The following is a 13,796-nucleotide window of genomic DNA, read 5'->3' on the forward strand; positions in this document are numbered from 1 at the left end:
TTTTATAGTAAGAGTAAATTGCTAATACAATAAAAATTAAATTCACATCAGAATTATATTCTCTCTAAGATAATTATTAATGAGTCTCAACCATCATTTATTCAAATAAACGCAAAAAAATCCTCGTTCTATCTCAATCTAAAAAAGAAACATTATCGTTTGTAATAACCATTATAAGCTAAGCGTTAATATTATCTTAATATGGTTGTTAATTATCGTTAATTGTTTTTTTAATCATCAGTGTTAGTTTTGTTTATATAAGAGTTAATATTGTTTTCCATTATCTATACGATTGAATTAAGTGTCAGCAATATAATTCATAAGCTATTTCTTATCATAATGAATATTGTTTAATAACTTTTGAGTTAGATGAGTAAATAAAAATGTTAAATGCATTAAGGGTGACTCATGTATGTAAAGCAAATCGTAAGAGATTCAGCTCGTCTTAATTCTATCAGCATTGGTCCAAAACCGACAAAACTACCTGTATATAAAGATTATTTACCACCTTGTAATCAAAGTTGCCCTACGGGAAATGATATTCAAGGTTTTCTAGCATTAGTGAGAGAATTTGAGTTTAAAAAGGCGTGGCAAAAATTAGTTATTAATCAACCTATGCCCGCTATTCATGGTCGTGTTTGCTACCATCCTTGCGAGTTGAGCTGTAATCGTATTCACAGTGATTCACCTGTCTCCATTCAACAAGTTGAGCGTATGCTTGGAGATCTTGCTTTAGATCAACACTGGTCTTATCCAATTATTGCTGAACAAACCAAGAATAAAGTACTCATTATCGGTGCTGGGCCGGCAGGTCTTGCCGCTGCTTATCATTTACGCTTAGCGGGACATCAAGTCGAAATCCGTGACGCGAATCCTCAGGCTGGAGGAATGATGAATTACGGTATTCCAGCTTATCGATTACCACGCGATATTTTACGGCAAGAAATTCAAATGATTGCAGATATGGGGGTGAAAATAACACTCAACCATAAAGTGGATAATATCTTAGAGGAAAAACAGCAGGGTCAGTTTGATGCTGTATTTATTGCTATTGGTGCACAAATCGGCCGATCTCTTGCGATTCAAATAGAAGATTTTGGGCCGATTTTAGAAGCAACAGAATACCTTAACCTCGTAGGTAACAATCAAGCACCGCAACTTGGAGCTCGAGTTGCTGTTCTCGGTGGTGGTAATACGGCCATGGATACTGCGCGTGTTGCTAAACGTTTGGGCGCGGAAGAAGTGATGGTCATTTTCTTTTCTGATCGTGATCATATGACTGCTCATGAATTTGAGGCTGAAGAAGCAGAAGCTGAAGGTATTCAAATTCATTGGTTACGGAATTTAAAGTCAATTAATGGCGACGAGCTTGCCGTTGAGGTAATGGAGGTTGATGTAAATGGTGATGCTCAACCGACAGGAAAGATTGAGACGTTGCATGCTGATGCGATGGTGTTTGCTATCGGTCAAGATATTGAAGGCCAACTATTCAGTGATGTTGATAATATCGAAGTTAATCATGATGGTACCGTTTATGTTAATGAACATATGATGACCACTTATGAAGGCATTTTTGCTGGCGGCGATATGATTTCATCTTCGCGATCAGTAACAATATCGACAGGTCATGGTAAAAAAGCAGCGCGAAATATTGATGCTTGGCTACGTGGTGGCGTGTATTTAAGTGAAGAAAAGCATCAAGTTGTCACTCATGACATGCTTCAGCTTTGGTATGAAATTGATTCAGAGCGTAATCCTATCAAAGAAACGGGTGTCGCAGAGCGTGTTAAAGATTTTAGCGAAGTGGTTCATGGACTAACACAAGATCAAGCAGTGTATGAAGCCACACGTTGCTACAGTTGTGGTAATTGTTTTGAATGTGATGGCTGTTATGGCGCATGTCCAGAAGACGGGGCAATTTTAAAACTTGGTAAAGGGAATCGGTATAAGTTTGATTATGACAAATGTACGGGATGCCAAGCCTGTGTCAATCAATGTCCTTGTCATGCTATTGAGATGACTTCCGCTGCAGATATTTATTGCCAATCTAGAAAACAATAAGGGAAATACTATGACACACCAATATAAAACAATGGATGGCTGTAGTGCTGTTTCTCATATTGCTTATCGGACCAACGAAGTTGCAGCAATATATCCGATCACCCCGTCATCACCGATGGCAGAATTAGCGGATCAATTCGCAACCGAAAAACAAGTTAACATATGGGGTGATATTCCCAATATTATCGAAATGCAATCTGAAGGTGGAGCGGCTGGCGCAACTCATGGCTCGCTACAAACAGGGGCGTTAACGACAACGTTTACCGCATCGCAGGGATTATTGTTAATGATCCCAAATATGTACAAGATTGCAGGCGAATTAACGGCAACGGTTTTTCATGTGGCAGCCCGCTCATTAGCAACAGGTGCACTATCAATATTTGGTGATCATCAAGATGTTATGGCCTGTAACCAAACAGGTTTTGCGATGTTAGCTTCGAGCTCAGTACAACAAGCGCATGATAATGCCTTAATTGCGCAAGTTTCCACACTAGGATCACGAGTGCCATTTCTGCATTTCTTTGATGGATTTCGAACATCACATGAAGTGAATAAAATTGATGTGATGGCCGATGATATTATTCGCCAGATGATAAATGACGATGATGTGATCGCGCATCGTCAACGTGGATTATCCCCTGAGCGTGCATTTATTCGTGGTACAGCACAAAACCCTGATATTTACTTTCAGGGACGTGAAGCGGTGAATCCATATTACAAAGCGATTCCCCAAATTGTAAAACAAGCAATGGATAAATTTGCCTTATTAACGGGGCGTGAATATAAACTGTTTAATTATTATGGCGATCCTTCAGCAACTTCTGTGATGATTATAATGGGTTCAGGAGCACAGACAGTTCGTTTAACTGTTGACGATCTTAATGCTAAAGGCGCACATATTGGTGTGATAGAAGTGCATTTATATCGTCCGTTTGCTGTTGATTTTTTCACGGATGTTTTACCAAAAACCTGCCAGCATCTCATTGTGATGGATCGTTGTAAAACCCCAGGTGCAGTAGCTGAACCACTTTATACTGATGTGATGAGTGCGTTAGTAGAACAATGCTCTACTGGTCAACGAGCGCAATTACCTAAAATGACCGGTGGTCGTTATGGGTTGTCGTCAAAGCAATTTACGCCAGCAATGGTAAAAGCAGCTTTTGATAATGCTGTTAGTGACAGTCCAATAAGCCAATTTACAGTCGGTATTAATGATGATGTTAGTTTAACTAGCTTAGCCATTGATTCTCAATATACCTTAGAACCCGCTAATACAGTTCGAGCGATTATTTATGGTTGGGGATCGGATGGTACTGTTGGAGCCAGTAAAAGTACCATTAAAATTATCGGTGGACTTGATGGAAAGTTTGTTCAAGGCTATTACGACTACGATTCTAAAAAAGCAGGCTCAAGAACCGTTTCACATTTACGTTTTGGCGATCAACCTATTGAAGCACCATGGATGATAGAAAGTGCTTCATTTATTGGAATTAACCAATTTAACTTTTTAACAAAGTTTGATTGTTTACAACATGCAGAGCAAGGTGCAAAAGTATTATTAAACTCACCTTATGATGCGGAGCATGTCTGGCAGCATTTGCCTCAGATTGTGCAGCAACAACTGATCACTAAGCAATTAAGTTTGTATGTGTTGAATGCGATGCAAGTTGCAGCAGAAACCAATATGGGGCGCCGTATTAACACCATCATGCAAACAGGTTTCTTTATGCTGACAGATATTTTGCCGCAGCAAGATGCTATTACGCAAATTAAACATTCAATTGAAGTTGCTTATGCTCGTAAAGGGCAAGCTGTGATTGAGATGAATTGGAACGCAGTTGATCAGGCTGTTTCTGCTATGGAGCAGGTTATGATCCCTGAAACTGCGACATCATTGATTAGTATGAAAGAAACGATTACTCAAGCCGAGTCATCATTTTTACAGAACGTTACTAAAGAAGTGATGGCAATGAGAGGGGATTTAATTCCTGTTTCGCAAGTGCCTTGTGATGGTACTTTCCCTTCAGGTACTACTCGGTTTGATAAACACCGTCAGGCCGTGAGTGTGCCAGTCTGGAACCCTGAATTATGTATTCAATGTGGTAATTGCTCTTTCATTTGTCCACATGCCACTATTCGCTCAAAAATATATACTAAAGATGCACTTGCAGAAGCTCCTGAAGGCTTTAAATATACAGATGTTATAGCTCGAGGCTTTCCTGACACCGCTTATACTATTCAAGTGTATGCAGAAGACTGCATGGGATGTACGCTTTGTGTGGATGCTTGTCCAGCACATAGCGCCACAGATTCAAGTCGTAAGGCCTTGCAAATGGTGCCAGCAGCAGAACAATGGCACCAACAAGCGCCAAATGTTGAGTTCTTTGAATCGTTACCGCAATTGCCTATTAATCAAGTAGATTACTCAACCGTGAAAGGAGTGCAGTTTTTACCGCCACTTTTCCAATTCCCTGCGTCCTGTGCAGGTTGCGGTGAAACCGCTGTTTTAAAAGTTATTAGCCAATTATTTGGTGAGCGATTGATGATTGCTAATGCGACAGGGTGTTCATCAATATACGGGGGCAATATGCCAACCACACCGTGGACATCAGGTGAAAATGGTTATGGTCCAGCATGGTCAAATTCGTTGTTTGAAGATAATGCTGAATTTGGATTAGGTTATCGAATCTCGGTTGATCATCAACAACAAGTTGCTCGCCGATTATTAATGGAATTAGCCGATATTATTGGCCCCAAATTCACTCAAGAAGTATTGAATGCTAAACAAACAACAGAACAAGAGTGCAGAGATCAACGACAGCGCATTGATAAAGTACGCCAATATGTCAAAGGGAATCCTAAAGCAGCAGCGCTTAATTCCGTTATCGACGCAATGGTTAAGCGTTCTATCTGGATTGTTGGAGGAGATGGTTGGGCTTATGACATTGGCAGTGGTGGCCTTGATCACGCTTTAGGTACCTCAAGAAATATTAATATTTTGGTGATGGATACTGAGGTTTATTCAAATACAGGCGGTCAAGCATCAAAAGCAACACCTTATGCGGCTACTGCAAAATTTGCAGCAGGGGGGAAACAAACGTTTCGTAAAGAATTAGGCTTACAAGCGATTTCTTATGGAAATGTGTATGTCGCACAGATTTGTTTGAATGCTAACCCGCAGCAAGCATTACAGGCATTACGTGAAGCAGAAGCTTATGATGGACCATCTCTGATTTTATCTTACAGTCCATGTATTGCTCATGGTTTTGATATGACAAAAGCACGTAAACAAGCAAAAAATGCAGTTTATTCCGGTCACTGGCCTTTGTATCGTTATAATCCGAGCCTAAAAGATCATGGAGTGAATCCATTCACACTTGATTCTCTTCGTCCGACAATAACGAAAGCTGAATTTATGAAGGCTGAAAATCGCTTTAGCCATTTATATAAAATAAATCCAGAGCATGCTGAGGCTATGTTTACTCAAGCTCAGACTATTGCTTTGAAAAAATGGTCAGTATTTGAAGAGATGGCTCAAAATAATGCTGAGTCGTTTATACCAGAATTAAATACAATTCAATTGTAATGGCGGGTGGGGCTGAAGTATTTGGTGTTATTTTTAAGTCGATATTCAGTCCTGAGAGTTGTTGCTAGTTTTCGAGTCTGGTTATGGTGTACACCGCAGCGTTAGTTCAACGCTGCGGTTCCACTCTGTTTAAATATCGCTTTAATCAGAGCGACCACGGCCGAGAATAGGGAATTGCTCAATGACTTCAGTTCCTCTTATGGCATATAAGGTGTCGAAGTTGTTTAGTGTTGTATCGCAATGACTTGGAAGTAAAATGAGTTGTTGGCCTATTTGTAGTGGTTCATGGCCATCGATGAGGTTAATAATACCATGTTCATCACCTCCTGTTTTGTAACTCAGCGTGCTATCACCTTCGACTTTAGGCATACCAAGATCAATCGAAAGACATTTCATGCCTGCATCAATAACCGCTCGCTGTGGAGTAGGGTGACTAATAACCGTACTTAATACTTTTAGAGCGACATCAAATTGGTTATTTTGGTCTTGATTATTTTCATCGCCAATAGCTTGATAAGTGGTATCCATAAACAAATAAGAGCCTGCTTGAATTTCACTAAATCCTAGTCCTTGATAAGCTGCATATGTGCCTGTTCCTCCGCCACTAATAATGTCAGGGGCTAATCCTTTGGGTTTTAATACGGTATTAATATAATTAAAAAGATCTTCAACGACTGTTCTTGCTTGAGTATTTCGCTCTTGATAACCTTTTATATGTTGCAAGTGGCCACTGTATGCTTGTAATCCAACATAGCTAACGCCATCAGAATAATTAATTGCTTCTATTAATGAAACTAAGTCATTACCGATTTCAACTCCGCATCGTTGCTGACCGCTTTCTACTTCAATCATCAATTCAATACAAATTCCAGCCTCTGTCGCCGCTTGAGCGATATCTATGACGTGTTGCTGGTGATCTATTACTTGAATAAAACGATAGTCAGGATATTGCTGATAAAGTTTGACTAAACATTGAATCTTATTTTTTCCAGCGATAGGTGTGGTTATTAGAATGTCGTTAATACCTCCGGCAGCCATAACTTCTGCTTCACCGAGTTTTGCCGTACATATTCCTTGAGCCCCTGCATCAATCTGCATTTGCGCTATAGCGGGGTTTTTATGGGCTTTAGTGTGCGGTCTTAATTTTAATTCTAGAGCATCAATACGTTGTTGCATTTCACGTAGGTTATTTTTCATTTTGTCGAAATCAACAATCAAAGCCGGCGTAGGTAGTTGAGTAATATCCATTGTTATCCTTGCTATCTTTTTATTTTCAAGGGGAGATAAAGATAAGGCTAACAGATCAAACTCACGGCTTGCAAAAATTAATGTAAGCGAGTTATAAATTTTACATCATTCTTATTAAGGTTGGGAGAACTGAAGCTGCTCTGATGAGAGATTATTTATTTTTTTAGTGCTATTAACGTTAATAGTTACTTTAAAGTAAATATTAAAAAGTTAAATAAAGAGTGACTCTATTATGAGTTTTTATTCTTAATAATATAGCTTGTGATTCAATAAAAACAGCCTATTCTGTAATGGAATTTATATCCTTTTTAGGGATTTGTGCGTGTATTTTATCAGTATTAATATATTGGTTCATTCACTGATGAAATCCATTACATTGTTTAAATTCGTAAGAGGTAACATTTTGTTAGACATCGGTGTCTATTTTTAAGTGCTAAATTATAAAAAACATAATATTTTTATTTCATGATTTATGTTTTTGTTTATACTGTGAAAATTGATTGTTGATTAATTTATATGAATATAAAAATTTTAAAATCAAGATATGCTTTAAACTTAACTCAAAAAGATATGGCTTTATTGTTAGGTGTTTCAAGAAATACATATATAAAAATTGAAAGTGGGATTGTTATTCCAAAAGTTGATCTATTATTAAAAATATCAAAATTGACTAATAAGAAAATTGCTTATTTTTATAATAATGAATATAGGAATAATGAAAAGATTTTAACATTATTAGATTCCTCTAAAGGAAATAAAAAGCGGATAATGATTTTATGTGAGATTTTATTACAAGTTGAAGTCGCTTTAAATAAAGAACATAAATAACTTAAATATCATCTTTGTGAACGCTTATAATATATTGATGCTTCATAATGACAGATATAATTTAAGGTTTTTATGTATTAATTATCTAACTAATCCTATTGATTATAAAAATATAAATCACATGAATAACATTTCTTTTGATAAGAAAATAAAGGGATCTCGAATCATCTCAAATATCAGCCAAAAAAAAATGGCTGAGAAGTTAGGGATATCAAGACAAACATATATAGATATTGAAAATGGTGTAAGGATACCAAAAGCGGATACTATTTATAAAATATCAGTTATTACAAATCAGAGCATAAATTATTTTTTTTATGATAATACTGAAATAGGTGATATTGATCAAATATCCATATTGTTAGAACAATTACCAGAAAGTAAAAAAAAGTGGTTTTTCGAGGTTTTGAAAAAAATCATTGAATGTGAAGATTTATTATAATGAACTATAATTTAAATAAAATAAAAATAATTTCATTAGCAATAAAATCTAAAGAAATAAAACCATATTTACAGCCTATAGTTGATTTTAATAATAAAATTAAAGGATTTGAAGCATTATCGAGGTGGGTAAATAATGAACATGAAGTTCTATTGCCTTATGTATTTATTGAAGATATAAAAGCTAATCATCAATTATTAGATGAGTGGACGATTAGTATAATTGAACAGTTAATTTGTTTTTTAATGCCAAGAAAAATGAAATTAATTGATCTCCATTTGAATATATACAGTTCAACATTAAATACAACAGTTATAGAACGTATAATTTGTTTAAATAAATATGTGAATGTAGTCATTGAAATTATAGAAGATGATATTATTTATAATGAAGATGAATTTATACGTAATTTAGATATATTATCTAAGTATGGCGTTAAATTGGCCATTGATGATTTTGGGTGTGGTTTTAATAATGAGTCGAGGTTATATAAATATAAATTCGATTTTATAAAGATAGATAGATCATTAACATCATTGATAGATGTCGATATAGAAAAATATAAGTTGATAAAAAGAATTAAAAAGTTATCAGATGAAATGGGTACAACGATTATTGCTGAAGGTGTTGAAACTATAGAGCAGGCAAAATTATTGAAAGGTTTAGATATAAAGAGATACCAAGGGTTTTTATATTATAAAGCATTACCTTTAGAGATAATAACTGAATTACAGTGGTAAGGTTAAGTCATGGATTTGAAATATGATTAAAAATTTGATTTTTTTATATTTGATATCATTTTTAATTACTAGTGGTTTTTTGACTATAAAAATAGAAAAGTTAAAAAATGAAATAGAGCAATCTTTTAGATATTTGAGTGATAGTATTTATAGATATCAAATTAATACTATCAACTCTAAAGTTATTTATGGAACAAAAGAGATTGAAAACATTTTGTACTTAACAAAAGTTAAAAATGACGAAACAGTAAAAGATATCTCAGAAAATTTTTCTAATTTTATATTAGATAGTCGTAGGAATGAGATTGTTAGTGGTAATATATGGACTGTAGCAAATATTTATCCTAAATATATGTTCGTTGAACCATATAGAAAAGCATATGAAAGAATACACGAACATACAGATACAGACAATGAGAGAAGTTACTTTGATTATTTAGTTGGATTAGAAAATATAGAAGTCAATTTAGAAAAATCCAATTTATCTATATATGAAACAATGAAAGTTTATGGACCATATACTGAGAGTGATACTAATGAGGAATTAATTACAATATATTATCCTTTGTATGTTAATAGGAAAATACAATCAATATTATTATTGGATATAAAATATGGTTTTTTTGATGAATTTATAATTAATTTTAATAAAAGAAATTTTTCGGTAATAAAAAAAGAAGATGATATTAATATTAGTCAGATGATTTTTGATATTATAGCAAAGAATAATTATAATGATAAAATTCATATACCTGTTGAGATTGAGAAAAAGTATTTTTTATTATATAGCATTTTTGTATTTCTATTTTTTTGTGGATGGTATTATTTGATTACTTTTTTATTCAAGTTTGTAACTGAGAGTAAAAAAGATAAATTAACTGGATTATATAGAAAAGATTATCTTAATGAGAAAAATTTAATCAATTGTATTATTGTTATTGATATAGATTTTTTTAAAAAAGTTAATGATACTTATGGTCATCAGGTCGGTGATTTAGTCATCGCTGAAGTTTCCAATCGAATTAGAAATACGATAAGAAAAACTGATGTGGGGGTTCGGTGGGGAGGCGAAGAGTTCGTTCTATTACTTGATGGTGTAATGAATATTTCTGATTTAAATGTAAAACTAGAAAAACTACTAAAAATAATCAGTGATAAAAAAATAGAAGACATAAATGTAACAATTTCTATTGGCGCCTTTTTATCATCGAATAGTATTATGCTATCTGAAGCATTTAAATACGCGGATGACGCTCTTTATCAGTCAAAAATGGCAGGAAGAAATCAATATACTATTTTTACTGATGAAAAATTAAAGTAGAAAAAGCCTTAAAATTTTATTTTCATTTATAATATAGCCATTGTAGAGATTATATATTAGTGATTACCTAGCAGTATTAATATTGTTGATGAGGTAGGGCGCAGCAATTGCTGCGCCCTAAAAAAGACTGGCATTAGAAGTGCCAGTCTTTTTTTTCGTGTAACCTTATCATACATATTTAAAAGTCGGCATCGACTTCAAAGATCATTGGCTCGCCAGTCACAGGGTGTGCAAGGCCAAGATATTGTGCGTGTAGATGTAAGCGCTCGGCTTTTTGACCGTATAAGTCATCCCCGACAATTGGCATGTTCATGCCGTTGTGATGAGCTGAGTGGATGCGTAGTTGGTGAGTACGGCCTGTTTTAGGGTAATAATAGACTTTGGTTTTACCGTCTTTGCGCTCGATAACTTGCCATTTTGTTTGTGCTGGTTTGCCGTGTTCATAGCATACTAACTGGCGGGGACGATCATCTAGATCAACTCGCATTGGTAAGTTAATTTCGCCGTGATCGTGTTCAGCAATGCCATCTAATAGCGCCACATAACGTTTTTCTGCAGTACGGTTAATAAATTGTTTTTGCAGAGCTTTATGCGCATCTTTAGTTAATGCTATCACTATTAGCCCTGAAGTTGACATATCCAAACGATGTACAATCAGTGGGCTATCACTATCTGGGAACATCGCTTGCATACGGCTATAGACAGAGTCCGTGATCACTTTACCTGGAACAGAAAGGAATTCTGCGGGTTTATTGATAACCACCATTGCTTCGTCTTGATAAACAATCTCAAGTTCTTTGCCTTCGGCGGGGTTTTGTAATAACGGGTTAGCATCAATTTCAATACCAGTAAGCATATGCTGTAAAATTGGCTCACATTTGTTTTTACACGCTTCATAAAAATATTTGTGCTTACGAATTTGTGCAGCAGGAGATGCTCCCCACCAAAATTTTGCCATCGCTAATGGTTTGAAATCTTGTTTAAAGGCATGCTGCAATAGTTTAACTGTGGCGCATTCGCCTGCCTCTTGTGGCGGTGTTATATCCCCAAATAAGGTATTTAAATCTTTTGCTTCACCATACTGATTTAAAAATTGATATTGTGCGTAACGGTGCTGTTGTAATAATGTCGTTAAGGTGTCGTACTCTGATTTTAGTAAGGCTAGTTGTTCTTTATCTGCTTGTAACTTATCGCTAATTTCTGCAAGTGTTTGAGTCCACTGTTGACGAATAGTTTTCTGCTGGTGCTTATCAAACGCACTTTCACGGGCTAAACGATGGAATTCTTGCGTCATAAATTCGCTATCGTTACTTTGTTCGGCTGCTGTCCGCTGTAATTTACGTTGTTTGCGTTGCTCTATCATTTGTAAACGAAATGACTCAGAGGTTAACTCTGCTTGAGTTTGGGCTGTCTGATACTGCTGTTGCAACTGAATGTAGCTTGGTTTGGATTTAATCGCCGTAATCTTAGCGCTAATATTATCTATGATAATTTGTTGAGTGCTGATAGCTGGATTAATGTTGAGAGCATCAACCACAGGCAGAACAAAATGTGGTAGATGTGTTTGGCCAGCAATTTTTCCAGAAAATGCAGATAAATAACCGATATCACCTTGCGAGTTTTGAACTAATAAAACGCCAAACATATGGCCAATAGCATCATCATTATTTAACCCAAAGTTATGCTGCCATTGATCTTGAGTTTCGATATGTTGTTGTAATTCTTGAGCTGCTAATACACATAATGGATGTGGTGTGTAGCAAAAAGGAAAAGTAAAGCGCTCAGGCAGTGATAGCGTATCAATAGCAGTGATGAAGTGGGTAAAGGTGTTGTCAGATGCGTGCATGATGTTATCTATTACGAATAGGGGCAGCGATTCTAGCATTTATAACACTTAAATTCGAGTTAACTAATAGGTAACGGTTTTGCTTAATACTGGTTGTTTAAGATTAAATATTTCATAGATGTATATAAAATATTTCTAATTGACATCTATTTAACCTAATTATAATGAGTGTCAAATTTTGAGTATTAATATTACTTTTTTATAATAGAGACATTTTAATTTTTTAGGATTATAGTTTGTCCAAGATATTTAAGATAATTACCGAGGTGTATCATGAGCTTAAAAATCAAATGTGAACATATGGAATTAACCGATTCAATTAAAGTATTGGTTGCCGATTATATTGAAAAATTGATGGTTATTGATCCAGAGTTTAAGCATGTTCATGTGGATATTTTTAAAGAAGATACAGGTTATGCTGTTGATTTAAAAATGGATACAGAAGAATTCAATAAATTAAGTGCTAAAGCTCATAATGTTAATCTTGATGAGTGTATTAAAGAAGCATTTTTTCATTTTGAAAAAGTAATTGAAAAGAAAGTGGCACATCAATAATAAGTTACAGTTTATTATTGTGATTAGAAGGCTCTTATTAGAGCCTTTTTTATTATCTGCTATTTATAATAATAAATTATTTTTTTAATAAGTAATAAATAAGGGCTGAGTAATGTTATTTACTAAGCCCTAATATAATAATATTAATTACTGATCACTTGTCGAGTGGTGACTAAGCAAATATTGGGTAGCTGATCAGTCAAAAAAGCTTGTTTACCTTTAATGCGTTTACTATTAAGTACATAAGTCCTTTCATTCAGCTTACCTTGAAAATCCCATTTACTGAATGCTTCATGACGAGCATCAGAACACGATGTTTGTAACACATAACTTTCGGTGACTGAAGTATCACAGCGGCCCGCAGTATTTTTTACGCCGTGAAAGCTAACATGGCTATCACGATCTCGATAACTGGTTACTGCAAGTGCGTTGAAGAGGTGAATATTGTCTGCTTTATCGTTGTAAGACAATATACGGTGTGGGTTGGTTTTCAATGTCACGTCAGCAAGTTGTATTAATTCGCTAGAACAAGGGATGGTTTGACTCTTTAGTATACTGTCCATTGATGTTTTTGCCGTTGCTTGTGCAATATACATACTTGGTAATAGACAGACTCCAATAATAAAAAGCGATGCACCTTTCATCTCTGATCTCCGATTAATACTTTTTCAATGGCATAACTAACAACTGAACATCAAACTGTTCACCATTAGCTTGTTGCATGCGTACTGTAATCACTTGATCGGCTTTAAGAGCATTTTTAACACCCATAAACATTAGGTGATAACCATTGCTTGCAAGCGTAACACTGGCTTTTGCTGGAATTTCAAGTGCATCTACTTTACGCATTGCCATTTGACTATCACGCATAAACATACGATGAAATTCGGTATGCTTAGCGATAGTCGTGGCCGCGCCGGTGAGGGTGATCGCTTTATCGCTATTATTGATAATTTTCATATAGCCAGAACTGACTTTTGCGCCAGGAATAGTGGCTTTCGCAGTGGCATTCTCAATGGTTAATGCAGCGTTTATCTGCTGAATATTAGTATAATCGTGTTGGGTTGATGACTGATGGTCAGCATGAGCTATTTCAGTGGCAAAAACCGCCGATGGAAAACAGCTAAGTAATAATGCTAAGTACAAAGAACTTTTTTTCATTGTTATAT

Annotated in this window: 11 protein-coding genes; 7 read left to right on the forward strand and 4 right to left on the reverse strand. The window is 35.2% G+C overall.

What is annotated here, in order from left to right; translation table 11 throughout:
• Positions 1–408 precede the first annotated feature (408 nt).
• On the forward strand, positions 409–2,061 hold the full coding sequence (locus PPBDW_RS22035) for an NAD(P)-binding protein (RefSeq protein WP_036789830.1): 1,653 nt from the start codon (positions 409–411) through the stop codon (positions 2,059–2,061).
• A 10-nt stretch (positions 2,062–2,071) separates the two neighbouring features.
• Positions 2,072–5,647 (forward strand): pyruvate:ferredoxin (flavodoxin) oxidoreductase, encoded by a 3,576-nt coding sequence (gene nifJ, locus PPBDW_RS22040; RefSeq protein ID WP_036789832.1) that lies wholly within the window; start codon positions 2,072–2,074, stop codon positions 5,645–5,647.
• A gap of 141 nt (positions 5,648–5,788) precedes the next feature.
• Here nifJ and PPBDW_RS22045 read toward each other — a convergent pair whose 3' ends face one another.
• Positions 5,789–6,895 (reverse strand): DSD1 family PLP-dependent enzyme, encoded by a 1,107-nt coding sequence (locus PPBDW_RS22045; protein ID WP_036789835.1) that lies wholly within the window; start codon positions 6,893–6,895, stop codon positions 5,789–5,791.
• A gap of 516 nt (positions 6,896–7,411) precedes the next feature.
• On the opposite strand from PPBDW_RS22045, the gene PPBDW_RS22050 reads away from it, so the two are divergent.
• The 4 genes from PPBDW_RS22050 to PPBDW_RS22065 all read left to right on the forward strand — a co-directional run bounded on the left by PPBDW_RS22050 (position 7,412) and on the right by PPBDW_RS22065 (position 10,226).
• Positions 7,412–7,723, forward strand: coding sequence for a helix-turn-helix transcriptional regulator (locus PPBDW_RS22050; RefSeq protein ID WP_036789838.1), 312 nt, complete (start codon positions 7,412–7,414; stop codon positions 7,721–7,723).
• A 121-nt stretch (positions 7,724–7,844) separates the two neighbouring features.
• Positions 7,845–8,165, forward strand: a complete 321-nt coding sequence (locus PPBDW_RS22055) for a helix-turn-helix transcriptional regulator (protein WP_181316478.1) — start codon at positions 7,845–7,847, stop codon at positions 8,163–8,165.
• Positions 8,165–8,905 carry an EAL domain-containing protein gene (locus PPBDW_RS22060; RefSeq protein ID WP_036789841.1) on the forward strand — a complete coding sequence of 247 codons (741 nt, stop codon included), beginning with the start codon at positions 8,165–8,167 and terminating at the stop codon, positions 8,903–8,905. The genes PPBDW_RS22055 and PPBDW_RS22060 overlap by 1 nt, the downstream gene beginning before the upstream one ends.
• Positions 8,906–8,927: 22 nt before the next feature.
• Complete coding sequence (locus PPBDW_RS22065; RefSeq protein ID WP_036789843.1) at positions 8,928–10,226, forward strand: GGDEF domain-containing protein; 1,299 nt, start codon at positions 8,928–8,930, stop codon at positions 10,224–10,226.
• 178 nt (positions 10,227–10,404) lie between these two features.
• Here PPBDW_RS22065 and PPBDW_RS22070 read toward each other — a convergent pair whose 3' ends face one another.
• Positions 10,405–12,072 carry an RluA family pseudouridine synthase gene (locus PPBDW_RS22070; protein WP_036789845.1) on the reverse strand — a complete coding sequence of 556 codons (1,668 nt, stop codon included), beginning with the start codon at positions 12,070–12,072 and terminating at the stop codon, positions 10,405–10,407.
• 273 nt (positions 12,073–12,345) lie between these two features.
• Here PPBDW_RS22070 and PPBDW_RS22075 point away from each other — a divergent pair, with 273 nt between their 5' ends.
• Complete coding sequence (locus PPBDW_RS22075; protein ID WP_036789847.1) at positions 12,346–12,627, forward strand: HPF/RaiA family ribosome-associated protein; 282 nt, start codon at positions 12,346–12,348, stop codon at positions 12,625–12,627.
• A 143-nt stretch (positions 12,628–12,770) separates the two neighbouring features.
• Here PPBDW_RS22075 and PPBDW_RS22080 read toward each other — a convergent pair whose 3' ends face one another.
• Together PPBDW_RS22080 and PPBDW_RS22085 are read right to left on the reverse strand one after the other, a co-directional pair.
• Entirely contained in the window at positions 12,771–13,271 is a 501-nt protein-coding gene (locus PPBDW_RS22080) for a hypothetical protein (RefSeq protein ID WP_036789849.1), read from the reverse strand.
• Positions 13,272–13,284: 13 nt separating this feature from the next.
• The gene (locus PPBDW_RS22085; RefSeq protein ID WP_036789851.1) at positions 13,285–13,788 is read right to left on the reverse strand and encodes a copper chaperone PCu(A)C; all 504 of its coding nucleotides are present in this window, start codon (positions 13,786–13,788) and stop codon (positions 13,285–13,287) included.
• Between the last annotated feature and the right edge of the window lie 8 nt (positions 13,789–13,796).

It is taken from the genome of Photobacterium kishitanii (assembly GCF_000613045.3).
GTDB classification, from domain to species: Bacteria; Pseudomonadota; Gammaproteobacteria; order Enterobacterales; family Vibrionaceae; genus Photobacterium; species Photobacterium kishitanii.

Coding starts and splice junctions, on each gene's coding strand:
- PPBDW_RS22035 (WP_036789830.1), top strand. CDS start 409: ATGTATGTAAAGCAAATCGTAAGAGATTCAGCTCGTCTTAATTCTATC.
- nifJ (WP_036789832.1), top strand. CDS start 2,072: ATGACACACCAATATAAAACAATGGATGGCTGTAGTGCTGTTTCTCAT.
- PPBDW_RS22045 (WP_036789835.1), bottom strand. CDS start 6,895: ATGGATATTACTCAACTACCTACGCCGGCTTTGATTGTTGATTTCGAC.
- PPBDW_RS22050 (WP_036789838.1), top strand. CDS start 7,412: ATGAATATAAAAATTTTAAAATCAAGATATGCTTTAAACTTAACTCAA.
- PPBDW_RS22055 (WP_181316478.1), top strand. CDS start 7,845: ATGAATAACATTTCTTTTGATAAGAAAATAAAGGGATCTCGAATCATC.
- PPBDW_RS22060 (WP_036789841.1), top strand. CDS start 8,165: ATGAACTATAATTTAAATAAAATAAAAATAATTTCATTAGCAATAAAA.
- PPBDW_RS22065 (WP_036789843.1), top strand. CDS start 8,928: ATGATTAAAAATTTGATTTTTTTATATTTGATATCATTTTTAATTACT.
- PPBDW_RS22070 (WP_036789845.1), bottom strand. CDS start 12,072: ATGCACGCATCTGACAACACCTTTACCCACTTCATCACTGCTATTGAT.
- PPBDW_RS22075 (WP_036789847.1), top strand. CDS start 12,346: ATGAGCTTAAAAATCAAATGTGAACATATGGAATTAACCGATTCAATT.
- PPBDW_RS22080 (WP_036789849.1), bottom strand. CDS start 13,271: ATGAAAGGTGCATCGCTTTTTATTATTGGAGTCTGTCTATTACCAAGT.
- PPBDW_RS22085 (WP_036789851.1), bottom strand. CDS start 13,788: ATGAAAAAAAGTTCTTTGTACTTAGCATTATTACTTAGCTGTTTTCCA.